The sequence below is a fragment of the Synechococcus sp. R55.7 genome (assembly GCF_047461955.1).
Classification (GTDB): Bacteria; Cyanobacteriota; Cyanobacteriia; order Thermostichales; family Thermostichaceae; genus Thermostichus.
Window position 1 is genome coordinate 1 of record NZ_JANSIC010000004.1, and the last position, 22321, is coordinate 22321.

Sequence of the window (22321 nt, forward strand, 5' to 3'; positions counted from 1 at the left end):
AACTGTTTGCCAATTCTGGGATCCCCTCTCCTCATAATGGGCAAGGGGCTGGGAGTGCTTGCCTGTAGCAGTGCTAGAGGAATGCCTCAGACTTAGACTTGTTCGGAATCACCTAACGATGGGCTTGCCAAGTTGGACTAGCGAAGGGCGCTCAGAAGCACAACATCCATAACCAGCAGCGCCCCAGCAAAGGCCAGCAGGCTGCGCACGATCTGGCGCTCTTGCTTAGAACGATGGGATCCACCCACACGAAGCCATTTCAGAGATTGGGGAAGGCGGTACAGCATAGGAGATTCGGCGGAACCCTAGGGTGATCATGCCCTATTTTGTGGGGTTTGGATTCCCCACGCTGGGGGGGAGAAACGGCTAGCCCTGAGGGGCAATTCCCTCTAGAGTGAGGGTTAGTCCATTGCCCCTGTCTATGACCACTCCCTTGACCCAAGCCGAAACCGTTTTGCAAAGGTGCTGGGATCATTGGCAATCTCTGGCCAGCCGTCGGGATTTACAACCGGAGTTCAGGGCTCTATCCACTTTGCGCAAGCGCCTCACCGCGCGGCTGTTTTCCATTGCGGTGTTTGGGCTGGTCAACCGTGGCAAGTCAGCCGTCCTGAATGCCTTAACCGGCGAGGAGCGGTTGAAGGTAGGCCCCCTCAATGGGGTCACTCAGCAGCCCCAATCCCTGCTGTGGCAGCCGGGGCCAGGGATCCCTTGGCGGGTGAGGCTGGTGGATACTCCGGGTTTGAACGAAGTGGAAGGAGAAGCCCGCGAACAGTTGGCCTGGGATGTGGCCCGCTCGGCGGATTTGATCGTGTTTGTCATCGCCACCGACCTGACCCAGTTGGAATACCAAGCTCTCTCGGAGCTGCGCACTCTATACAAGCCCATCCTGCTGGTGTTGAACAAATGCGATCTCTACTCCGAAGCGGAGTTGCAGGCCATTTGTGCCCAGATCAGCCGCCACCTAGGCTGGGTATCGCCGCAGGAGATTTTGACCGTGGCCGCTTGCCCAAAACCTCTGAAAGTCCGCACCCACTGGCCGGATGGCCGCATTACTTTGGAATGGGAACGGCCTGCACCCCAAATTGAAGCCTTGCGGGGGCGAATTCTGCAGATTTTGCAAACCGAGGCGGGATCCCTCCTGGCTTTGAATGTGTTGAAGCGGCTGGACCGGGTTCAGGCCCAGATTCTGGAAAAACAGTGGCAGCACCATGCCCCCTTTGTGGAGCAATGGGGCCAAGCTGTCGCCCTCGGCAAGGGGATTGTGGTGGGCTTGGCTCCGCTGGGGTTGGATTTGCTGTTGGCCCCACTGCTGGATGGCCTTTGGCTGTTGGGCTTGGGAGTGCGGCTTCACCTACCCCGGACGGCCTTGTGGAGGGGGCTGGTCTCCTTTCGCGAGGGGCTGTGGCGACCGCTGCTGCTCAATGGGGCTTTGCTGCTGCTAGCAGAAGGAGTAAGTTCCTGGCTGTGGGGAGGCTGGGGCAACGGCCTCTTGCCGGGTCTGGTGGCGGGGATCAGCTTGTACCGCCTGGGATCCCTGGCGCCACAGGTGCTCAGCCGGTTTGCAGCCCGAGCGTTCGGCCTGGAAGCGGGCCTTCGTGCCTTGATCGGACGGGAAAGGTTGGCTATGACAGACTGCACAGCCTCTCTGCCAAGCTCCCTGGCCTAGTTCTCAACCATTTCGGCAGCGTGGTAGGAGCTGCGCACCAATGGCCCTGAGCGCACCTGGCGAAACCCCATCTGGCGGGCTATCTGGCCCAGCTCGGCAAACTCTTCCGGAGTCCAGTAGCGTTCCACAGGGCGATGGGCCAAGGAAGGTTGTAGGTATTGCCCCAGAGTCAGACGATCGCATCCCACCGCCAGCAGATCCCGGAAAGTTTCCAGCACTTCTGCGCGGGTCTCCCCATGCCCCAACATCAGCCCAGACTTGGTGGGTAATCCGGGATTCAGCTCCTTGACCGTTCGCAAAACCCGCAAGGACAGGTCATAGCCGGAGCTGCGCCGTACTGCCTGGGAGAGCCGTCGTACCGTTTCGATGTTGTGGTTGTAGCAGACAGGCTGAGCGGCCACCACACGGGCAATGCACTCGCGATCCCCGCGAAAGTCGGGGGTGAGCACCTCGATCTGGGTGCCGGGGCAGCGCCGCCGAATTGCCTCCATGACCTCCACAAAGCGACCGGATCCCTGGTCGGGCAGATCGTCGCGGGCCACCGAGGTGAGTACCACATAGCTGAGCCCCAGCAGCTCAACCGCCTCGGCCACTTTCTCCGGCTCTGCGGGATCCAATGGTGCGGGCCGTCCACTGGCCACCTGGCAAAAAGAGCAGGCGCGGGTGCAGATCCCTCCCATCAACAGAAATGTAGCGGTTTTTTGGCTGTAGCACTCGGCTCGGTTTGGGCAGCGCCCCTCTTCGCAAATGGTGTGCAGGCCCCGCTGCTTGATCACCTGCTGCACCGCTGAAGTCTCGCTGGCTTTGCCGATGGAACGCTTGACCCAATTGGGAAGAGGGCTAACCGACATGGGAAGAACCATTGCGTTGAAGCTGGGTAGCAGCAGCAAGATAGCGCCCCTCTACAGCCGAAGGATGCAGCGCCTGCTCTGCCATTCTGACATGATGAAGCTCTGGGTTCCGAAAAGGGGAGGCCGAAGTCTTTGGGTCGACGGACTTCTCGGCTCGCACCAGCGGGACAAAGTCCTCCCAAAGCTCAGCCCTGTTCAGGGTTGCATGGGTCTTTCGGGGAGATTAAGCCACCTGGGGTGTGGTCAGCATTTGGTTGACGATGCGCTGCACAATCTGGAAGCCGGTCACCGCCTGCCAACCCAAGATCGCCAGGATCACCACGTTCAATAGAATATGCACGTTGCGCGCCCAGACTTTTTGCCCGTCTTTCATCAGCGGTGCTAGAGCCGCAGAGCTGGCCACCAAGGCCACAATGCCCAACCCAGCCAGCAGGTGAGGCCCAACAAACAGCTTGCCATTGTTCAGGTAGGTAACCCCCATGCCGCCCAGCGCCCCGAACACCATCAACACCAAGAACAGGGATCCGGCGAGGAAATGCCGCTGACCAAACTTCCCTTTGATCAGCTCCTTGCGTTCTTCTGCCGAGGCAGTGCGCACCCGTCGCGCTTGCAGACCCAGGTAAAGGGCATACAAGGCCAGCGCAAACGCCAAAATCATCAGCACAGGATGAAAGAAGGGCAAGGCCAGCTCTAGCCAGCGGGGAAGTTGAATGCTCATAGAGATCGCAGGATGGAAGAGGAAGACGCCCCCAAATTAACATGAGTTAACCTGATGCGCGGCAGTCTCCAGTCTCAGCGCAGCGGACTGGCACCCTATGGCAGGGTAACCCCCTGCGTCACTTTGTGGCTACGCAACGCTGCCGCGGCCCAGCTTTATCCCAGTCGCCAGCAAGAAAAACTCTTGCACCACTGGGGGCGGATGTGCTGAGCCCTCTACAGCGCGGCGGTGGCAGATCGCAAAACCAGCTACCAAAAGCTGGGCAGGTCTGTCAGCTACTTCGACACCGCTGACGGGAATAAGCAACTGAGCTCGCTGAAGCGTCAGAAGCGGCTAGCCGCGGTTCAGGCTATCGCGAAAGTCCGCCGGCCAGTTGAAGGCTCGCTTCTGTGGAAAGCTGCCAGCTCCCAAAGGTTCTGAAGGCCGGCAAACCCATCCAGCTGGCTCGGAGGAGAGATGGGCGTGTCAGGACAGGGATCCCACCGGCGCGAGATATTTTCCGTCTATGAGAAAGATGCCATTGGCAAACTGCACACTGTAGGTGCCCAACAGCCGCCGCTGCAGGATCACCCCTTGTTCGTGCAAGCGGATCAAATGGGCCGGGCGCAACATCGGCATTGGGTCAGCCGTTTTTAGGTAAGGAGGCATCTCCACCACTTGAACCGTTGCCCCCACTGGCAGTAAACCCTGGGCTTCAGACATAACGGGAGTCCATGTGGCAAGTGTCTCTAGCTTAGCTGAACGTAGGACGATGTATGCCCAAAACCGAACCCGAGCAGGATGACAGCATTAGGGCAGATCCCAGAGGAGCCGAACAGATTGGATCCCCGAAGAATTGTTGTAAGATTTTTATCAAGCACGAGGATTCAACGAGATAAAAAGGTAACATCTTGCAAGGTGAGTTGGTTTTTCCCACAAAGAAAAAGCAGTCGGCCTTTCGGGGTGCTGCCAACTGATCGCCAATTTGCTATCATACCATGACCTCTCGCTACCCATTTTTTGTGTCCTTGGATACAGAAACCTCATTTGCCGAGGCAATTTAGGGGTTCTCTTGTCCTGGAGCTGTGGGCGCAGGGCTTAGCAAGCTCGCCTTCGGCCTACGCACCAGCCAGATCTTTGCCGAAATTCTGTAGAAGTGTTAAGAGTAGTTACATTGGTTTGCTATCTTCTCAGTTTTCATACTCGTCCTTACTTCAGCGCTGCGAAACGACCATGCTAGATCCCATTCCCCCCCCAGCCCTTGAGGAATATCTATTGGAAACGGGCATTATCGACCGTTCTCAACTGAGCCTGGCCAAGAAGCTGCAGCATCGCCAGCAAGGGCCGTTGCTGATGATCCTTTTGGAGTTGAGTTTCATCGATCTGGAGCAGCTCAGCCGCCTTTTGGATTTGGGCCGCGCCTACCCTTTTGATCATGCTGCAAACGCTGGATAGTCTTCAGCCCAACTGGCAACAGGCTCTGGCTCGGTGGTTCGCTGCTGAGCAGGGATCCCTGCTGCTGAAAAGCTGTGGGGGCCAGGATCTGGCGAAGCTGCGCAGTGTTTTGCAACAGATCTGTTCTCCTGTCCAGTCTGTTACGTTGCTAACAGAAGACTTGGAGGTGGTGGCCGGCCCATTGACGCTCCAAAGCTGGGATCCTCAAGCGACGGGCCATTTTGCCCACCTTTATCTGGAGCGTTCCGCCTCTAGCTCACACATGAGTCGTTTGGCGGCTATTGTTGCTCGGTTGCGCGCTCCCGACGGGTGTCCTTGGGATCGGGCCCAAACTCCAGAGTCTCTTACCCCCTACATTCTTGAAGAAGCGTATGAGACGGTAGCTGCCATTCGAGCCGGGGATCCGGCAGCAATTGCCGAAGAGCTGGGGGATTTGTTGTTGCAGGTGGTGTTGCAGTCTCAGATCTTTGCCGAGCAGAACCACTTTGATCTGGAAGCTGTGGCTGCGGGAATTGCCGATAAGCTCATCCGCCGTCACCCCCATGTGTTTGGGGATGCTGTGATGGCAGATCTTCCGGAGTTGCACCGCTCTTGGGAACAGATCAAGCAAAGGGAGCGACCGGATCAAAGCCTTGGCCAAAAACTGCTGCACTATGCCCAAAGTTTGCCTCCCCTAATGGCTGCCCTGAAAATTTCCTGCAAAGTGGTGGGGGCAGGGTTTGAGTGGCCAACGGTGGAGGGGATCTGGGCCAAGATCCGCGAGGAAGAAGCCGAGCTGCGTCGAGAATTGGAGAGGGATCCCCCCGATCCAACTCGGCAGGAAGCCGAACTGGGGGATCTGCTTTTTGCCCTGGTCAACTTGGGCCGTTGGTATGGTTTGGATGCTGCCCAAGCTCTAACCCAAACCAACCTGCGCTTTGCTCGCCGTTTTTTGCGCATGGAAGAGCTGGCTCAGGAACCAGCGGGATCCCTGCCCGGCGATGGCATAAGCTCCCTTCTGAAAGGACGCAGTTTCCAGGAGCTGGAAGTCCTCTGGCAACAGGCCAAGCAAGAGTATCCCTAGTTTCGTTTCTGGATGTGGGGTTGAGCCGGTGCCAGCTCTGAGGGGGTATCCGCCCACACAGTCTTGGGGCAGGTTTTCTTCGTAGGGTAGGAGCTGTTCTGAGCGCCTGTCTCTACGTCGGCCATGTCTCCAGTTTCTTCCTTTGAGCAAGCTGGGATCCCTTGTCTGGATTTGACCCCCTTTCGGGAGGGCACGGATCCGCTAGGGGTTGCAAAGGCTTTTGGGGCAGCCTTGGAGGAGGTGGGGTTTGTGGTGATCACAGGGCATGGGATCCCGGAGGCCATCATACAAACAGCCTACGAGAGAGCGAGGGCTTTCTTCGACCTGCCGCTGGAACAAAAAATGGAGGTGGTGACTCCGGATCGCGTCAAAAACCAGGGATACCTGCCGATTGGCATCGAAAGTGTAGCCGCTACCCGTGGGGCAGAGGTTCCCTACGATCTCTGTGAGGCGCTGGTGTTCAATGACCTGTTTCGGGAAGATCCACAACGGCCCCAAGCAGGGGTGGATCCGGATTCGGGCAACCTTTGGCCCACCCATCCAGCAGGACTGCGGGCTGCTCTTCTGGCTTATGATGCGGCTCTGCTTCAGCTCACCCAAACCTTGATGCGCATGGGCGCGTTGGCTTTGGATCTGCCGGAAACCTATTTTCTGCCTTTTATGGAGGGGAAAGGGGGAGTGCTGCGGGCTGTGCATTATCCTGAACAGGAGGTGGAGCCCATCCCGGGACAGCTACGCTATGGGGCTCACTCCGACTACGGTGGCTTCACGATTCTGCGACAGGATGGGGCGCCGGGAGGGCTGCAGGTGTACTCCAAAGCAGGAGAGTGGATTGATGTGCAGGCTGTTCCCAACGCCTTTGTCATCAACGTTGGCGATCTGCTATCCCGTTGGACCAATGACCGTTGGCGCTCCACGTTGCACCGCGTGGTCAATCCACCCCGATCGGCTTTCGGTTCCAGTCGCCGCCTGTCTTTGGTTTACTTTACAGCTCCTCGGGACGATGCTTGGATCGAATGCCTGCCCACATGCCAGAATGCAGCAAATCCCCCTCGCTATGCTCCTGTACAGGCTGGGGAGTACATCCGCTCTAAGCTGGAGGTTTCGATGATTGGGAAGGCAGGGCAAAGCTCTCGGAGATCTCAAACTCGGGATCCCTGAAGTCTAGAGATCTCGGGCAGACGATGCAACCGCTTCTTGGCTTTGATCTGGGAGCAGTTTGGGTTGCCTGATCTCGGTGCTCCTTTGCCTGTGATAAAACTCCTTGCCCGTCATTTGGCCTGTGCAAATTCAGATCCGCCATCTCATCGAATATCGCTACAGTCGTCCAGTCCAACTGGAGCCCCACACGGTGCGATTGCGACCGCGCTGCGACGGGATCCAAACTCTCCTGGCTTTTGAGTTGCAGGTGGATCCGCAGCCGGTGGGCCAATCGGCGCTGGTGGACCTGGAGGGCAACGCGGCGGTTCGGCTCTGGTTTGGGGATCCCACCGAGCACTTGCGCATCCAAACTCAGGCCACGGTGCTCACCCTGCGGCAGAATCCCTTCGACTACCTGCTCTGCGATTGGGCCACCCATCTCCCCATCGACTATCCCAGCACGCTGGCAGCCCAATTACAGCCTTATCTGACGGCTCAGGCGGATCCCGGCATCCAGGCCTTGGCCTGGGAGCTATGGGATCACGTGCAGGGGGAAACGACAGCTTTTCTGCCGGCGCTGAACCAGCGCATCTATTCAGAATGCCGCCACATCTTGCGGGAAAAGGGGGATCCCTGGCCTGCCGGCTTGACCTGGCATCGCAAAACCGGAGCCTGCCGCGATTTGGCCCTGGTGTTCATGGAGGTCTGCCGTACGGTAGGCTTGGCCGCGCGCTTTGTCAGTGGCTACCAGGTCAGCCCCTCGCAGCCTTCGGGGGAGAGCAGGGGTGGAGAACCCCCAGAGCCTGTGCGCCGTCATTTGCACGCTTGGGCGGAGGTGTACTTGCCAGGGGCCGGTTGGCGGGGCTTTGATCCCACCCAAGGGTTGGCCGTGGCCGACGGTCATGTGGCTTTGGCGGCCAGCGCTTACCCCAGAGATGCCGCTCCCATTTACGGCCATTGGCTGGGCAAGGGCGTTCACAGCAGTATGAGCTACACCATCCACATTCAGGCGGGATCTTCTGCGCAAAGCCAAGCCCAGCTTGCTGCAGACAGCCTTAGCACTTCACCAAAAGTTCGGAGCTGAAGTTGTAGAGCGTCAACTTGGCCGGATCCCAAAGCGGAAATTTGAGATAGCATAGCCTAGCCCAGATCTTGAGAATTTGCCGAGGGATCCCGTTGACCCAGTCTATTGATGTCCCCACCAGCGTTGATACGTTTTTGCAGGAGTTGGCCGCCATTCAGCAAGTTGGGCCGAAGCGAGTGGCCATCCTGGGCAGCCGTCATGTGCCCATTACCCACCAGTATTTGATCGAGACCCTCAGTTATGCCCTGGCCCTTACCGGCAATCAGATCCTCACCTCTGGGGCCATTGGCACCAACTTGGCCGTCATTCGGGGGGCGATGCGGGCGGACATGAAGTCCTTGACGGTGATCTTGCCCCAGAGTTTGGAGCGACAGCCGGCAGAGTCGCGGGCCAGCCTGGAGCAGGTGCTGCATCTGGTGGAACATCCGGAAAACGACCATCTTCCCCTGGCGGAGGCCAGCCGCCTGTGCAACCTGGAGATCATCGGCAAGTGCCAGCAGTTGATCTGCTTTGTTTTCCACGACAGCGTCACGCTGCTGGATGCCTGCAAGCATGCTGAGGAACAACACAAGTTGGTCACTCTCTTCTATTTCGACTGATTTGCCCTTCTACTTTCTTCCTCGGTATTGAGCTTGCGGCAGGGGGAAGTGTTCTTGCAGCCAAGCTTCAGCTTCTGCCGGGGTGGTGAGTTCGCCGTTCAGGGTGAGGCAACGCAGTTGCTCCAAAATGGCTTGGAAGGGGCGACCTGGCTTATAACCCAGACGACGCAGATCGTGGCCGTTGAGCAGCGGCTTCACCCAGTACCACTCCTGCAAGTAGCGCCAGATCAACCGCCGGGCCGGCTTGGGGGCGATCCCGGCCAACAAAATCACCGCCGGGATCCGCAGCCCCTGCAGCAGTTGCACCACCTGGGCCGGAGAGAGGGTGCCGGGATCCAATTGGGCCAACAGGGTTTGGTAATAGGAGGAATGGCTGAGGCGTTCGATGCCTGCTTGGGTAAGGTGGAGTTGGCTGGCCACCTGGGGGGCTTGGGGCAGCGTGAGGAGGAGAGCCTCTAGGCGCAGTTGCCAGATCTCCTGGGATCCCAGCTCAGGATAGCGGCGGCGAAAGTGATAAGCCCAGCGGCCCACCCGTTGCAACCGCCGGCACAGGGAGGGATCCCACTCCAGGTCGGGGTGAATACAGCGCAAAGCTCCCCATTCTGCCAGCCGCTCAAAGGCTTGGGGCCAATCGCGGGATCCGAGAATATAGGCCAGCTCCTGCTTGAGGCGATCCCCGCCGACGGCATCGTGCAGACCACTGGCCACGGCAGCGCGGATCCATTTTTCTGTGGTCGAGTCCAGGGCGAAGCCCAAGCGCACCGCAAAGCGCACCGCCCGATAAATGCGGGTGGGATCCTCGATGAAGCTGTTGGGGTGTAATGCCCGGATGATCCCCTGTTGCAGATCCGCTTGTCCGCCGAAAAAATCCAGCACCTGTCCTCGCTGGGGGCCGTTGAGGCGCAAGGCCAAGGCGTTGATGGAAAAATCCCGCCGATAGAGGTCTTGCTGAATGGATCCCATGGCCACTTCGGGGGGAGAGGCCGGGTAGGGATAAAACTCCGTGCGGGCGCTGGCGATATCCACACAAAAGCCTCCTGGCCAGATCAAGGCCGCCGTTTGGAATTTGCCGTGGATCTCCAGCCGCGCTTCTGGGAAGTGCTGTTTGAGCGCTTGTCCCAAAATCAAGCCCCAGCCCGGGGGATCCGTCCCATCCAGGGCCGGAGAGTAGGGCCCATCCACCACCAAGTCCAGATCCAGCCGCTCCAGGTTGGGCGAGGGCTGCCGTCCCCACCGGTGCAGCAGCAGATCCCGCACCGTTCCCCCCACCAGATACAACCTCAGGCCCTTCTCATCGGCGATGTGGGCGGCCTGCTCCAGCAACTGTCGATGCCGTTCCGAAAGAGCGGCGAAGGTGAGATCCAAGGGGCAGGAAAGGGTGGGCAAAGCCAACTGCGGTGAGAGGGCCGGCAACTCGTGTAGGTGCCGCAACACATCGGTGCGAGTTACAATGCCCACCAACTGTCCATCCTGGAGAACCGGCAGGCGGCCAATATCCCACTGCACCATCAACCGCTGAATCTCCGCCAAGGGGGTGTCGGGGGAGAGGGTTTTCACGTCGGTGGTCATGTAGCCCTTGACGGGGGCATGGCCAAACCCGTGATGCAGGGCGATATCGATATCCCGCCGCGAGATCACCCCCACCAGGCGACCTTGAGCGTCCACCACCACCAGGCCGGAATGGCCGTAGCGCAGCAGCACCCGCTGGGCCTCGTCGATGGTGATCTCCGGTCGGATGGTGCGCACCGGAGCCGACATCAAATCTTTGGCCGTCACCGGGGGCGGGATCCGCTCTTGGACAGCCTGCCTGAGGGCCGCCATGACTTGGGCCGGGTCGGGCAAAGGCTGCTCTGGGCTGGCTTTTAACGTGGCTGCTGCAGCACAATCGTGTCCACCGCCGCCGTAGAGGGCCATCACCCTGCCCAACTGGGCAAACTCCTGCCGCGCCCGCCCGATCAGGCTGAGCCGCTCCCCCTGCCGCGCCACCAAGAGCAGCACATCCACTCCCGTCAGATCCATCAGCCGCATCACCAGGCCGGCCAAGCCGGGCACAAACTCCGGCAGCTCCAGCAGCCACTCTCCCAGGCGATACTCTCCCACCTGCTGCACCTGCATCTGGGCCAGCCCCTGGCTGAGCAGTTCGCGCATCTCTGGGGTGAGGCCATCCCCCAAAAAGCGCCGCAACAAGACCAGGTTCACCCCCTGATCCAACAGCCAGCTCAGGGCAGCAGCATCGCGGGCGGTGGTCTCCGGGAAGGTCAAAGATCCCGTATCCATGTGAATGCCCAAAGCCAGCGCCAGCCGCTCAAAAGGGCTGAGAGGGATCCCAGCAGCCTGCAGCCGCTCCACCAGCAAGGTACAGGTGGCCCCCACGGCCTCGATATGGCAGTTCACCTGCTGCTGCGGCCAAAAGTTATCCAGTGGACTGGGGTGATGGTCGAAAATCTCAATCTGCGCGCCGGGGACGCTCAACCAAGCGGCAGCTTTTCCCAAGCGATCCGGATCGTGACAGTCCACCACAATCCACCGCTGCACCTGTCCCGGATCCACAGAGCGCAACTCAATGAGGGGAAATTCATCTCGGTACAGGGCCAAAAACTCCTGCACCCCCGGCAGGGATCCCCCGGTCAAGGCAATGCGGGCACCCGGATACAGGCGGGCCGCTCCCACCGCCGCCCCCAGGGTGTCGAAATCCGCCGATTGATGGCACAGGATCAGATCCATTGCGGCAAGGTTTGTCGTATTCCGCTCTTCCATCCTGGCCCAAGCCAGGATCCCTCTTGTTGGAATTGGACGAGGAGAAACGAACGGCTGCCCGACTTCGAGGGGCAAGTGGAAACCTTGAAGTTTCGGGATGAGTGTCGAGTTTTGATCAAAAAATGGGGTCTTTAACCCCGTCCTACCGCTGCGCAGAAGCAATCCAGTAGCGTGGGGAGTTATGTCCACAAGGAGCTTTTACAGCGTCGTCAGCTCCTTTTCTTTTTCTGCCAGCAGCTCATCGATCTTCTTAATGTAGCGGTCAGTTAGTTTCTGGATGGCATCCTGCAAGCTTTTGGACTCATCTTCAGACAGCTCGCCGTTTTTCTCCCGCTTGCGCACCGAGTCGATGCCATCCCGCCGGATGTTGCGGATCGAGACTCGCCCCTCTTCGGCTAGCTTGGCCACCTGTTTGCTCAGCTCTTTGCGGCGCTCTTCCGTCAGGGGGGGAATGGTGAGCCGCACCACCTTGCCGTCGTTGCTGGGGGTTAGACCTAGGTCAGAGGCGACAATGGCCCGCTCAATGGCCGCCAAGGTCGAGGGATCAAAAGGCTGGATCAAGAGAGTGCTGGAGTCTGGCGTGGTGAGGCTGGCCAGGGCCTTCAGGGGAGTGGGCACGCCGTAGTACTCCACCTGAATCCGATCCAGCAGGCTGGAATTGGCCCGCCCGGTGCGTACCGTATTAAAGGAGCGCTGTGTGGCTTGCACAGCTTTGTTCATCAACTCCTCAATCTCAGCTAGCTCCACGGGGTTTTCCTCGCTTTCAAAATCAGTTTCCAGATATCAGGCTCTGGCAGCAAACCTGGCCCCTCTACGGTGAGCCTGACCTCAATTTTACTGCCTTGTCTTAGGATCCCGTTCCCCAAAGCTGCACCTGCAGCTGGCGAATTTCCGCAAAATGCCCCCCAGTGGGATAGTACGAGCTCAAAGCTTTTCTTAGACTGGTCTGGACTTTACTGCACAATACAGGCACGACGAAGTTTTATGCCCTCTCGTCAAGTTTGTTCTTCAACGGCCCTAGCCTGGCTGATCGGCAGCTTGAGTCTCCTGGGTTTTGGAGCGGCTGCGGCAGCCTTGGAGTTGCAGATTGTGTCCCCCAACGCCTATAAAGTGCCCTACCTGGGAATTGATGGCGTCTTTACCCTGGATACGTCCCTGGAACAATCGGCCAACGATCCGCGCAATCCAAAGCGGGTGAAGTTTGAGAAGATGGAGTTCTTCTCCTTCTACGCCGATCTGGAGGGGAAAAAGCCCCTGGCGGAAAATTGTCGCTACGCCTATCGGGGGGCTGCGCCGGATCCCTTCTACTACCCTGAGCGCTCCTTAAGTTCCATCTGGGATTTGTTTCAGTTGCAGCCTGGAGCAGACGCCAGTTGCGAGACCTTCACCTATGTGATTCTGCGGGCACCCCACGGGGATCCGGTGCACATGCACCTGCGCTACGGAGGCCGCAACAGCAGCTTCCAGGAACTTCTGAACATCAGCACTCTGCCGGAGGATCCTGCCAACTTCAACCCCTGGTGGAGCACCTACTGCGCGGAGGGGGTAACCGGCTGCGATTGATGGGCTGGGCGGCTCACAACTCCTGCCGGGCTTCCAAGGCACGGGCCAGGGTAACTTCGTCGGCGTATTCCAGCTCGGATCCCATGGGCAGGCCGAAGGCCAGGCGGGTCATGCGCAAGGTGGGGGCAACCGGCTTCAGGTAATCCTTGACCACGTGCATGGTCACCTCTCCCTCTACGCTGGGGCTGAGGGCGAAGATCAGCTCCTGCGGTTTTTCCCGTGCCACCCGGGCCACCAGCTCGCGGATGTGCAGTTGGTCGGCCCCGATCCCGTTCATGGGGGAGATGAGGCCACCCAAAACGTGGTAAAGCCCCTTGAACTCGCGGGTGCGCTCCATCGCAATCAAATCTTTGACATCGGCCACCACGCACCACAGCAAGGGATCCCGCTGTGGCGAACGGCAAATCTCACAGGGATCCTCCGCTGACCAGTTGAAGCAGATGGAACAGTGCCGAACCGTCTGCTTGGCTTCCAGCAGGGCTTTGGCCAGGGCCTCGATCTCGCCGGCAGGCCGGTTGATCAAGTGGAGAGCTAGGCGCTGAGCGGTTTTGGAGCCAATGCCGGGCAGCCGTTGCAGCTCTTCGATGAGGCGAGCCAAGGGGCGAGTGTACATACAGAGTTAAGCAAGCGGGGTTAAGCAAGTGGGGCTCAACCCAGTCCCAACCCCGGCAGACTGATGTTTCCGGTCAGCTCTTCCATGCGTTTGCGCATCGTCTCGGCAGATTGGGTGTAGGCGTTCACCATCGCCGTCAGGAGCAAGTCCTCTACCACATCCACCGACTCCTGGAGAATCTGGGGATCCAGAGAGACTTTGAGAGGTTCTTGGTTGCCGTTGACCGTCACTTTCACCAGCCCATTGCCGGCTTCGCCGACGATCTCCATCTCTTCCAGCTCTTTTTGCAGCCTTTGGGCGCCATCGCGCACCTCTTGGGCTTTCTTGAGCGCTTCTTGGATTTTGCCGAAGGGGCCAAAGCCTCGAGTCATGGGATCCTCTCTTGGGTTATCCAGATACTGCTGTTCTACTCTACCCGTTTCCCCATCGCCGGTAAAAGCACTCGAAAGTTCAGGCCAGAAGTGCTCCGCACCGCTAAGGCGACCGGCCTTCCTTAGGTTGCCCTTAACTCTGGCAGATTATCCTCACAAGAGAAGCCGAAGATCGACCCAGAAACTCCATCTGCTCATCAGCGTTTGCTGTCCGGAGGTGCCATGGCCCAACTGTTGCAGGATCCCCGATCTCAAGTAGCCCAGCCCAGTTCAACTCGGGTGGAGCCTTCTCCCTGGCGTTGGCGGCGCTGGATCCCGGAGCGTTGGTATGTGCATTTGGGCCTGGTGCTGGCCTGCTTGGTTCTGGGATTTCCGGTGTTGTACGCCCTGCTCGTGAGCACCCAGAACAATGCCGAGGTGTTCCGCTATCAATTGACCTTTGGCTCCTCTTTTGCCTTCAACTGGCATCAGGTGATGGTGGCGCGGCACTTGGGCCACTACATGGTCAACAGCACCATCGTGGCGGTGGCGATCACCGTGGGCAAGACGGTTTTGTCGCTGCTGGCCGGGCTGGCCTTTGTGTACTTCCGCTTTCCCGGCAAAGGGCTGGCCTTTGGCTTTGTGCTGATCACGCTGATGATGCCCACAGAAATCTTGATCATTGCCCTGCTGCGGTTGGTCACCAACTTGGGCTGGGGATCCACCTACTACGCTTTAATCGTGCCCTTTCTGGCCAGCGCCACGGCCACGTTTTTGTTCCGCCAGCATTTTTCCAACATTCCCCGCGAGCTGGCGGAGGCGGCCCAACTGGACGGGGCCAACCCGCTGCAATTTCTCACCCAGGTGCTGATCCCCTTGAGCTGGAACGCCATCGGGGCGCAGGCGGTGATTCACTTCGTTTACGCTTGGAATATGTACCTGTGGCCCCGCTTGATCGTGCAAGGCCGAGAGCGACAAGTGGTGCAGGTGGGGCTGCAATCCCTGCTCAATCTGGATAGCTCGGCCTCCTATGGCCCCATGATGCTGGGAGCGATCATCGCCAGTATCCCGCCGCTGCTGGTGTTTATTGCGCTGCAGAAGCCCTTCATGAGCGGGTTAGCCCTCAATCGCGACAAGTAAGCCCTTAGGTTCCCTTTCATGCCCAGAGATCTACGCCGTTTTATTGCTCTGCTGGAATCCCGTGGTCAGCTCCGCCGCATTTCGGCAGAAGCGGATCCGGATCTGGAAATTGCCGAGATTGCCGATCGCCTCTTGGCCTGCGGGGGGCCGGCGCTGCTGTTTGAGCGGGTGAAGGGATCCTCAATGCCGCTGCTCATCAACACCCTGGGCACGGTGGAGCGCATTTGCTGGGCTTTGGGAATGGAGCAGCCTCAGGATCTGGAGGAACTGGGGAAAAAGCTGGCCCTGCTTTACCAGCCGCGGCCACCGCGGAGCTTTGCCCAGGCGGTGGAGTTGGGACAGGCGCTGCTTAGCGTCTTCAAAGCGAGACCCAGCCGGGATCTGATCCCTCCCTGTCAGCAGGTGGTGCTGCGGGGAGAGGAAGTGGATCTCACCCAGTTGCCCCTGTTGCGGGTCTATCCCGGCGATGCCGGACGGGTGCTGACCTTGGGCCTGATGGTCACCAAAGACCCGGAAAATGGGATCCCCAACGTGGGGGTGTACCGCCTGCAGTTGCAAAGCCGCACCACCATGACGGTGCAATGGCTGTCGGTGCGGGGGGCGACTCGGCATCTGCGCAAGGCGGCAGCCCTGGGCCAAAAGCTGGAGGTGGCAGTGGCGGTGGGGGTGGATCCGGTGGTGATTTTGGCGGCGGCCACACCTCTGCCGGTGGATCTGTCGGAGTGGCTGTTTGCCGGTCTCTACGCCGGAGAAGGGTTGCACCTGGCCCAGTGCAAAACGGTGGATCTGCAGGTGCCGGCTCATGCTGAGATCGTTTTGGAGGGCACCATCACCCCTGGGGAAGTGGCCCCCGACGGGCCTGCCGGGGATCACATCGGCTACTATGGCCCCCGCAACGAGCAGGCCCCTCTGATTCGCTTCCACTGCTTGACCCACCGCCGGGATCCCATCTATCTCACCACCTTCAGCGGCAAGCCCCCCAAAGAAAACGACATGATGGCGCTGGCCCTGAACCGCATCTACACCCCCATCCTCAGGCAGCAGGTGCCGGAGATTGTAGATTTCTTTTTGCCGATGGAGGCGCTGGGCTACAAAGCAGCCATCCTCTCCATCGACAAGGCCTACCCTGGCCAGGCGCGGCGGGCGGCTTTGGCTTTTTGGAGCGCCCTGCCCCAATTTAGCTACACCAAGTTTGTGATCGTGGTGGACAAAGACATCAACGTCCGGGATCCACGGCAGGTGCTCTGGTGCCTGTGCTCGCGGGTGGATCCGCAGCGGGATGTGTTTATTCTGCCGGACAATCCCTTCGACGCCCTGGATTTTGCCACCGAAAGACGGGGTCTGGGGGGCAAGATGGGCATTGATGCCACCACCAAAATTCCCCCAGAAACCGATGCTCCCTGGCGGGATCCCCTCACTCCGGATCCAGAAGTAGCCCGCCTGGTGGATCGCCGCTGGGCGGAGTACGGCTTGGCGGATCTCAATTGGCAGCCGGCGGATCCCCGCCTGTTTGGATACGATCTCTAGGCCCGCAGGGCCTCAATGGGATCCAGTTGCGCCGCTTTGCGGGCCGGGAAAATGCCGAAGACCAGCCCAATCCCAGTGGACAGGGAGAACGCCACTCCCACTGCCACCCCATCGACTTGGGTGGCCAAGGGGGTGAACACCTGCACCGCCACCAGCAGGCCGCTGCTGAGGAGGATCCCGAGCACCCCCCCGGTCACGGCAATGAAAATCGCTTCGGCGGCAAACTGCTGCAAAATCTGCCGGCTATCCGCCCCAATCGCCTTGCGCAGCCCGATTTCATGGGTGCGTTCCGCAACCGAGATAAGCATCACATTCATGATCCCCACCCCTCCCACCAGCAGGGAGAGGGCCGCCGTGCCCGTCAGCAGCACCCGCAGCAGGCTCAAAATCCTGGCCGACCCATCCAGGAGCACCTTTTGGTTGCGGATGATGAAGTCATCTTCTCCCACCAATTGGTGCCGCTGGCGCAGCAGGTTGCGGATTTGGAACTCGGCAGCGGGCAAATCATCCACAGAGCGGGCCGAGACGAAAATCGCCGTCAGCTCTGTGCCGTAGGGGGAACGCCGCCCGACCAACCGATTGGCCACCACGTCCACCGGCAGAAACACTCCGGCATCGCTGTTGCCAAACACCGTCGGCTTCGAGCGCAAAGTGCCGATCACCTCGAAAGGCAAATTGTTCAGTAGGACGGTCTCCCCAATAGCAGCGGCGGGATCCAGGCCGAACAACTGGCTGGCGGCATCGCTGCCCAGCACCACCACCGGGCGCTGTTCCTCGATATCCGAGGGCAAGAGAAAGCGGCCTGCCTCGATCTCCAGGTTCAAGACCGACAAGTACTCCGGCCAAGTGCCGGTGGCCTCATAGCGGCGATCCACTCCACCTCGCACAGCGCGCACATTGGTGCCCAGGCTGGGGACGGCTGCTGACACGGCAGGCACTTCCGCCGCAATAGCCCGTACATCCTCCAAGGTGAGGGGGCGGATGTTGCCGGCATCAGCTAGGCCCAAGTTGGCCGAAAAGACGATCAGCAAGTTGGTGCCCAGAGAGCGAAATTGATCCACTGCCATCTCTTGGGCAGCATAGCCAAATCCGGCAATGGCCACCACCGCCGCATTGCCGATGAGGATCCCGAGCATGCTCAGCCCGGTGCGCAGGCGATGTCGTCGCACCATTTGCCAGGCCATTTTGGCCGCCGTTGCCAGGCTCATGGCTGTTGCTCCGCTCTTTTAATCAAAGTCTCTAGGTTCACCCCAGGAGGCAGGGCAGTAAAGACCCGATCCCCTGCCTGCAGACCAGAGAGGATTTGGGTAACTCCACCCTGAGTGATGCCCGTTTCCACGCGGCGATAGACAGGTTGCCGGCTTTGGGGATCCAGCAGGAGCACGCCTTCCTGGCTTTCCTCCCGGAGGATAGCCACTGAGGGCACCGTCAGAGCCTGAGGCTGGGGATCCCCAATGAAATCCACCGAAACAGTCATGCCGGTGCGCAAAAAGTCGGCCCCAGGCTCCGGTTCAACGAAGACCCGAAAGACGGTTACCTCTCGCACCACCACGGTAGCAGGCGCAATCCGCTTCACCCGCCCCTGCACCAGGCGGTCGGGGTAGGCCAGGGAGCGGATCTCCACCGGCTGACCCACCCGCACCTGGGCAATCTGGGCTTCTGGCACTTCTGCCCGCACCTCAATTCCCTGAGCCAGCGCCAAAATGGAACTGGAAGAAGCTGCGGTGGCATCGGAAGCTGCTGTTGTGGGAGCTACAAAGGATCCCACCTCGGCAAAGCGCTGCACCACCACACCGGAAAAGGGGGCGCGGACTTCGGTGTCAGCCAACCGGGATTGCCGTTGGGCCAGCTCGGCTTGTGCCTGGGCAATTTGGGCTTGAATTTGCTGTAGGGTTTCCGGGCGGCTCCCCAGTTGCAATCGCTCCAACTCCTGTTGAGCAGCTCGCAAATCCGCTTGCGCTTGTTCCAGGCGGGCCGAGCGTTGATCCAGCTCGCTGCGGGCTACCACCCCCGCCTGCACCAGGGCCTGGATGCGCTCTAACTCCCTCTGAGCCAAGTCCACCTGCGACCGGGCAGCATCCACCCTGGCCTGGGCCGCCGCGATCACCTGGGGGCGCTCTCCGGCCTGTTGCTCCGCTAGACGGGCTTGCAGCTCTTGAATGCGGGCTTGGGCTTGGCGAATGCCACTGGCGAGATCGCCGTAGTCCATCCGGGCCAATAACTGCCCTGCCACCACTTCATCTCCCTGATCCACCAACAGTTCCGCCAGGCGACCCGACTCGCGAGGGCTGACATTCACCTGGCGGAGCGGCTGCACCTGGCCGCTCACCCGCAGGCGTTGGGTCAGATCCACCACTTGAACTGGGACTGTTAACCTTTCCAGCCGTTCTGCCCTCTGCTGCTGAAGCTGACGCTGGATCAGGAGACCGCTGCCCCCTAGGCCGGCCAACAGCAAGCCCAGGAGCATCCAGCCGAAGGGAAATCTCTTGGGGCGGGGTTTGCTCTGGGGCAGAGGCTGATCTGCAGGCCTGGGAGTAGACAGGGATCCCGTCTTGGGCTCATCGGTGTGCAGGATCACAAAAGTCTCCCGTTTGTAACAAAAGCTTTATCTTTGTCTAGCCTATTGGAAAAATGGGGGAAGCGTAAACACAGTCTCCCACCTCTTGAGCTCTATGTCGGCCAGCTCTGTACAAAAAACAGCGACGATTGTTACCATGGTTAACTGCCGGTAGCGCGGGAAGGCCATGAACGTTCGCATCAACGCTGAGGAGATCATCCGCTCCATTGAAGCTGCCCAGATGAAGCCGGATCTGCCGGAGATTCGGGTTGGGGATCAGGTACGGGTGGGAGTTCGCATCCAAGAGGGGGGCAAGGAGCGGGTACAAGCCTTTGAGGGCACGGTCATTGCCATGCGCCACTCCGGTATCAACCGCACCATTACGGTGCGCAAGGTTTTCCAGGGAATCGGCGTGGAGCGGGTTTTCCTCATTCACTCCCCGCGCATCGAGTCGATTCAGGTGCTGCGGCGAGGTAAAGTGCGCCGGGCCAAGCTGTTCTATTTGCGGGATCGGGTGGGCAAAGCCACTCGCATCAAGGCTAAGGCAGAGAGCCCAGATAGTTGAGGAACAGCTCCTCTGAAAATTAGGTGTACCTGCTACACTGGGTAAGCGGGTGTAACCTTTGGCCAATGCGTCCTTAGTTCAGTTGGTAGAACGTCGGTCTCCAAAACCGGATGTCGGGGGTTCGAGTCCTCCAGGGCGCGCTAACCATCAGACCCCCTTCTGTGGCGATGGCTTAAGGTGGAAACACCCCATCTGAGGTGGTTTTGGCGGCCATGAAGTCTGTCTCCAATGTCCTCTCGGCTCTGTTGCTGGGGCTGCTGCTTTGGTTGGGGATCCCTGTCTGGCCTGGATCGGGTGTGGTGGCAACGGCAGCGAGCAACAGGGTAGATCACGAGATCGATCGACTGTTTGAGGAGGCCTTTGCGGCTACTCAGAGGGGAGATTTTGCCCGGGCGGAAGCCCTGTGGACTCAACTGTTGCAGATCCAGCCGGACAACCCGGCCCTGTGGAGCAACCGGGGCAACGCCCGTGTCAGCTTGCACCAACTGCAGGCAGCTCTGGAGGATTATGCTGAGGCCATTCGTTTGGCCCCTGAGGCGCCGGATCCCTATCTCAACCGAGGGGCTGCTTTGGAGGGGTTGGGGCGGTGGCAGGAGGCGATTGCAGACTACGAACGAGTGTTGCAGTTGGATCCCAACGATGCGGCGGCCTACAACAACCGTGGCAATGCGGAAGCAGGGCTGGGCCAATGGCAACAGGCCTTGGCTGACTACCGCCGCGCTACAGAACTGGCTCCCGACTACGCCTTTGCTCAGGCCAACTATGCTCTGAGCCTCTACCAGGTGGGCGAAACAGAAGCTGCTCTGCGCTTGATGCGGGCTCTGGTGCGCAAGTACCCGAAGTTTCCAGATATGCGGGCTGCTCTCAGTGCCATCCTTTGGGTGCAGGGTCGGCAAGGAGAGGCCGAAAGTCATTGGGTGGCTGTGCAAGGGCTGGATCCCCGCTACGCCGACCTGGAATGGGTGAAAACCGTCCGCCGTTGGCCACCGGCAATGGTGGCAGCTCTGGAGCGTTTCCTTTCTCTCAAGTAGTGAGGCTTACGATTGCGGCGGAGGCACTCTGGGTCTTGACTCTGCGCATTGACGAAACAGTTGCTGGGGATCCCCGCAGCCAGAGTCTCAGGTTACATCCTGGCTGGGGGTATGGAGATTGCTAGATTGGGATCAAGCCGAGGGCGGATTCCGGCAGCAGGCTTAACCCAGAGCCAAGAGAGCGCAGAGGGATCCCAAAGGCTTTCAGCGAGCTGTGAAAAAAACTGTGTAAGGGATTGCTTCCTGCGACACCTTTTCGCCTTCTTCTTCGTCTGTTTCAGTCCTATCGCGGCGCGTGGTATCAACGTGAGTGCAATGGCTTGTTTCTCTCGCTCTTCTTCCTTCTTCCCTGATGGGAGAGGGAGGCTGCGAAATCACTGGAGCTGGGCAGGGCTGTTGCTCATGGTTCTGCAGCTTGGGCAACCCGCCGTGGCTCAGACGGAAACCCGAGTTTGGAGCGGAACCGGCCAAATTTTGAGCGGCCAGGGGCAGGGGGCGACGGTGCAATTGATCTTGGAAACGGGTGGCGGGCGTATCTGGAGCCAATCGGGGCCGGCTTTGGATGCACCCTTTTCCGGCGGCCATATTTCGGTAACCAGCGGTGATGGCACCTGGCAAATTCAATCGCAAGGGGATCAGTTGTTGGTCACCTTTTACCGCGGCGAGCAGATCATCCGCTGGCAACTGCGGCCCATGGGCGAGATCCCCAGCTCTTCTCCTTCTGCGCCATCCAGCTCCCTGAGCAGTGACTCCGCCCAGCCCGTAGCGCTGCCCGTCCAAGAGCTGGTGATTCCAGTACTGAAGAATTTGCCCGGCAACCCCTGAGGGATCCCTGCCCCGCCGGTTCTCGACCCATGAAACCTGGTGCGTTGGCCGCTGGGGCTATCAAACCTGTGGCCACTGGAATGGGCTGGGATGATTTTGGGGGCGGTGGGCCTGGGGATCCTATCCCATCGGCAGTTAGCCCGCCTGTTGTTTAGCTGAGCAGCGGGACACAGGGCAGGGGCAGTTGAGCCGCTGCCGCCGCATCCAGCAACCACAGCAGCCGTCCTCTGGGGTTTACGCGCTGGCAGGGTAGGTGGGCCTCGGTGGTCAGCGCCTCTTTCACGATGGGGGCTTTGTTCGCTCCGGTTACCAGGAACACCACCTGGGCTGCTTGGTTCAGAACAGGATAGGTCAAGGTTAGACGCGGCTCCTGCCCTTTTTGCCCCACCGTCACCCAGCGGTGCTGCACCTGCAGAGCGGCTGTGTCGGGAAACAAGGAAGCTGTGTGGCCATCTTCCCCCACTCCCAGCCATACCAGGTCGAGAGAAGGGCACTCTGTACCGAAAATCTGCCGCAGGGTCGCCTCGTATTCGGCAGCATCGCGAAGGGGATCCCCCGCTTGGGTGGGCATAGGGAAAACTTGAGCCGCCGGGATCCCGATCTGCTGCAGCAGGGTTTCTCGTACCATGCGGTAGTTGCTTTCAGGGTGATCCGGGGGAACATAGCGCTCGTCTCCCCAGAACAGCCAGGTTTGTTGCCAAGGGATCCCTGGGGTTTGGGCCAGGGCAGCATACAGCTTCTTGGGGGTGCTTCCCCCGGCCAAGACCACCGTAAAGCGTCCCCGCTCGCGAATGGCAGCGGCTGACCGACCTTGCCAAATCTCGATGGCCCGTTGGAT

General features: G+C 59.7%; 23 protein-coding genes and 1 tRNA gene. 13 read left to right on the plus strand and 11 right to left on the minus strand.

Annotation, left to right across the window (positions count from 1 at the left end; translation table 11 throughout):
- Positions 1 to 137: 137 nt before the first annotated feature.
- Entirely contained in the window at positions 138 to 287 is a 150-nt protein-coding gene (locus NW820_RS00520; RefSeq protein WP_011429585.1) for a hypothetical protein, read from the minus strand.
- Between the two features lie 134 nt (positions 288 to 421).
- On the opposite strand from NW820_RS00520, the gene NW820_RS00525 reads away from it, so the two are divergent.
- Positions 422 to 1666: an Era-like GTP-binding protein gene (locus tag NW820_RS00525; RefSeq protein WP_414406390.1), complete on the plus strand. Its 1245-nt coding sequence runs from the start codon at positions 422 to 424 to the stop codon at positions 1664 to 1666.
- Here NW820_RS00525 and lipA read toward each other — a convergent pair.
- The 3 genes from lipA to NW820_RS00540 form a co-directional block, all read right to left on the minus strand.
- Positions 1663 to 2517: a lipoyl synthase gene (lipA, locus tag NW820_RS00530; RefSeq protein ID WP_414406391.1), complete on the minus strand. Its 855-nt coding sequence runs from the start codon at positions 2515 to 2517 to the stop codon at positions 1663 to 1665. The two genes, NW820_RS00525 and lipA, sit on opposite strands and share 4 nt — an antisense overlap.
- A gap of 223 nt (positions 2518 to 2740) precedes the next feature.
- A complete protein-coding gene (locus NW820_RS00535; protein WP_414406392.1) occupies positions 2741 to 3235 on the minus strand; it encodes a DUF4079 domain-containing protein in 495 nt (164 codons plus the stop codon).
- A 465-nt stretch (positions 3236 to 3700) separates the two neighbouring features.
- Positions 3701 to 3937 carry a DUF3148 domain-containing protein gene (locus NW820_RS00540; protein ID WP_011429589.1) on the minus strand — a complete coding sequence of 79 codons (237 nt, stop codon included), beginning with the start codon at positions 3935 to 3937 and terminating at the stop codon, positions 3701 to 3703.
- 510 nt (positions 3938 to 4447) lie between these two features.
- Between NW820_RS00540 and NW820_RS00545 the strand changes: the two genes are divergently transcribed.
- The 5 genes from NW820_RS00545 (at position 4448) to NW820_RS00565 (ending at position 8555) form a co-directional block, all read left to right on the plus strand.
- Complete coding sequence (locus NW820_RS00545) at positions 4448 to 4669, plus strand: DUF2949 domain-containing protein (RefSeq protein ID WP_041436895.1); 222 nt, start codon at positions 4448 to 4450, stop codon at positions 4667 to 4669.
- Positions 4650 to 5732, plus strand: a complete 1083-nt coding sequence (gene mazG / locus NW820_RS00550; protein WP_414344518.1) for a nucleoside triphosphate pyrophosphohydrolase — start codon at positions 4650 to 4652, stop codon at positions 5730 to 5732. The genes NW820_RS00545 and mazG overlap by 20 nt, the downstream gene beginning before the upstream one ends.
- A 123-nt stretch (positions 5733 to 5855) precedes the next feature.
- Positions 5856 to 6893 (plus strand): isopenicillin N synthase family dioxygenase, encoded by a 1038-nt coding sequence (locus NW820_RS00555; RefSeq protein WP_041438122.1) that lies wholly within the window; start codon positions 5856 to 5858, stop codon positions 6891 to 6893.
- A 103-nt stretch (positions 6894 to 6996) separates the two neighbouring features.
- Complete coding sequence (locus NW820_RS00560) at positions 6997 to 7956, plus strand: transglutaminase family protein (RefSeq protein ID WP_414406393.1); 960 nt, start codon at positions 6997 to 6999, stop codon at positions 7954 to 7956.
- A gap of 92 nt (positions 7957 to 8048) precedes the next feature.
- A complete protein-coding gene (locus tag NW820_RS00565; protein WP_011429595.1) occupies positions 8049 to 8555 on the plus strand; it encodes a hypothetical protein in 507 nt (168 codons plus the stop codon).
- A gap of 9 nt (positions 8556 to 8564) precedes the next feature.
- Here the strand turns inward: NW820_RS00565 and NW820_RS00570 are convergent, their stop codons facing one another.
- Both NW820_RS00570 and frr read right to left on the minus strand, forming a co-directional pair.
- Positions 8565 to 11279, minus strand: a complete 2715-nt coding sequence (locus tag NW820_RS00570; protein WP_414406394.1) for a CBS domain-containing protein — start codon at positions 11277 to 11279, stop codon at positions 8565 to 8567.
- Between the two features lie 231 nt (positions 11280 to 11510).
- Entirely contained in the window at positions 11511 to 12059 is a 549-nt protein-coding gene (frr, locus tag NW820_RS00575; protein WP_011429597.1) for a ribosome recycling factor, read from the minus strand.
- A 237-nt stretch (positions 12060 to 12296) separates the two neighbouring features.
- Between frr and NW820_RS00580 the strand changes: the two genes are divergently transcribed.
- Positions 12297 to 12875 (plus strand): hypothetical protein, encoded by a 579-nt coding sequence (locus NW820_RS00580; protein ID WP_414329036.1) that lies wholly within the window; start codon positions 12297 to 12299, stop codon positions 12873 to 12875.
- Positions 12876 to 12888: 13 nt separating this feature from the next.
- Here the strand turns inward: NW820_RS00580 and recR are convergent, their stop codons facing one another.
- Together recR and NW820_RS00590 are read right to left on the minus strand one after the other, a co-directional pair.
- Complete coding sequence (recR, locus tag NW820_RS00585) at positions 12889 to 13488, minus strand: recombination mediator RecR (protein ID WP_414344525.1); 600 nt, start codon at positions 13486 to 13488, stop codon at positions 12889 to 12891.
- Between the two features lie 35 nt (positions 13489 to 13523).
- Positions 13524 to 13859: a YbaB/EbfC family nucleoid-associated protein gene (locus tag NW820_RS00590; RefSeq protein WP_414344527.1), complete on the minus strand. Its 336-nt coding sequence runs from the start codon at positions 13857 to 13859 to the stop codon at positions 13524 to 13526.
- A gap of 222 nt (positions 13860 to 14081) precedes the next feature.
- Here NW820_RS00590 and NW820_RS00595 point away from each other — a divergent pair, with 222 nt between their 5' ends.
- Positions 14082 to 14978 carry a carbohydrate ABC transporter permease gene (locus NW820_RS00595; protein ID WP_414329037.1) on the plus strand — a complete coding sequence of 299 codons (897 nt, stop codon included), beginning with the start codon at positions 14082 to 14084 and terminating at the stop codon, positions 14976 to 14978.
- 18 nt (positions 14979 to 14996) lie between these two features.
- Complete coding sequence (locus NW820_RS00600) at positions 14997 to 16505, plus strand: UbiD family decarboxylase (RefSeq protein WP_414406395.1); 1509 nt, start codon at positions 14997 to 14999, stop codon at positions 16503 to 16505.
- On the opposite strand, the gene NW820_RS00605 is transcribed toward NW820_RS00600, so the two are convergent.
- Together NW820_RS00605 and NW820_RS00610 are read right to left on the minus strand one after the other, a co-directional pair.
- Positions 16502 to 17713: an ABC transporter permease gene (locus NW820_RS00605; protein ID WP_414406396.1), complete on the minus strand. Its 1212-nt coding sequence runs from the start codon at positions 17711 to 17713 to the stop codon at positions 16502 to 16504. The two genes, NW820_RS00600 and NW820_RS00605, sit on opposite strands and share 4 nt — an antisense overlap.
- The gene (locus NW820_RS00610) at positions 17710 to 19083 is read right to left on the minus strand and encodes an efflux RND transporter periplasmic adaptor subunit (protein WP_414329040.1); all 1374 of its coding nucleotides are present in this window, start codon (positions 19081 to 19083) and stop codon (positions 17710 to 17712) included. Before NW820_RS00610 ends, NW820_RS00605 begins: the two co-directional genes overlap by 4 nt.
- Before the next feature lie 178 nt (positions 19084 to 19261).
- Here NW820_RS00610 and rplS point away from each other — a divergent pair, with 178 nt between their 5' ends.
- The 4 genes from rplS to NW820_RS00630 all read left to right on the plus strand — a co-directional run bounded on the left by rplS (position 19262) and on the right by NW820_RS00630 (position 21483).
- Positions 19262 to 19627 carry a 50S ribosomal protein L19 gene (gene rplS, locus NW820_RS00615; protein ID WP_041437725.1) on the plus strand — a complete coding sequence of 122 codons (366 nt, stop codon included), beginning with the start codon at positions 19262 to 19264 and terminating at the stop codon, positions 19625 to 19627.
- 67 nt (positions 19628 to 19694) lie between these two features.
- Positions 19695 to 19767: transfer RNA gene (locus NW820_RS00620), tRNA-Trp, on the plus strand.
- Between the two features lie 72 nt (positions 19768 to 19839).
- Positions 19840 to 20658, plus strand: a complete 819-nt coding sequence (locus tag NW820_RS00625; RefSeq protein WP_414406397.1) for a tetratricopeptide repeat protein — start codon at positions 19840 to 19842, stop codon at positions 20656 to 20658.
- A gap of 402 nt (positions 20659 to 21060) precedes the next feature.
- On the plus strand, positions 21061 to 21483 hold the full coding sequence (locus NW820_RS00630; protein ID WP_414344534.1) for a hypothetical protein: 423 nt from the start codon (positions 21061 to 21063) through the stop codon (positions 21481 to 21483).
- Between the two features lie 151 nt (positions 21484 to 21634).
- On the opposite strand, the gene pgl is transcribed toward NW820_RS00630, so the two are convergent.
- The coding region (gene pgl, locus NW820_RS00635; protein WP_414406398.1) for a 6-phosphogluconolactonase at positions 21635 to 22321 on the minus strand (687 nt) is incomplete at its 5' end.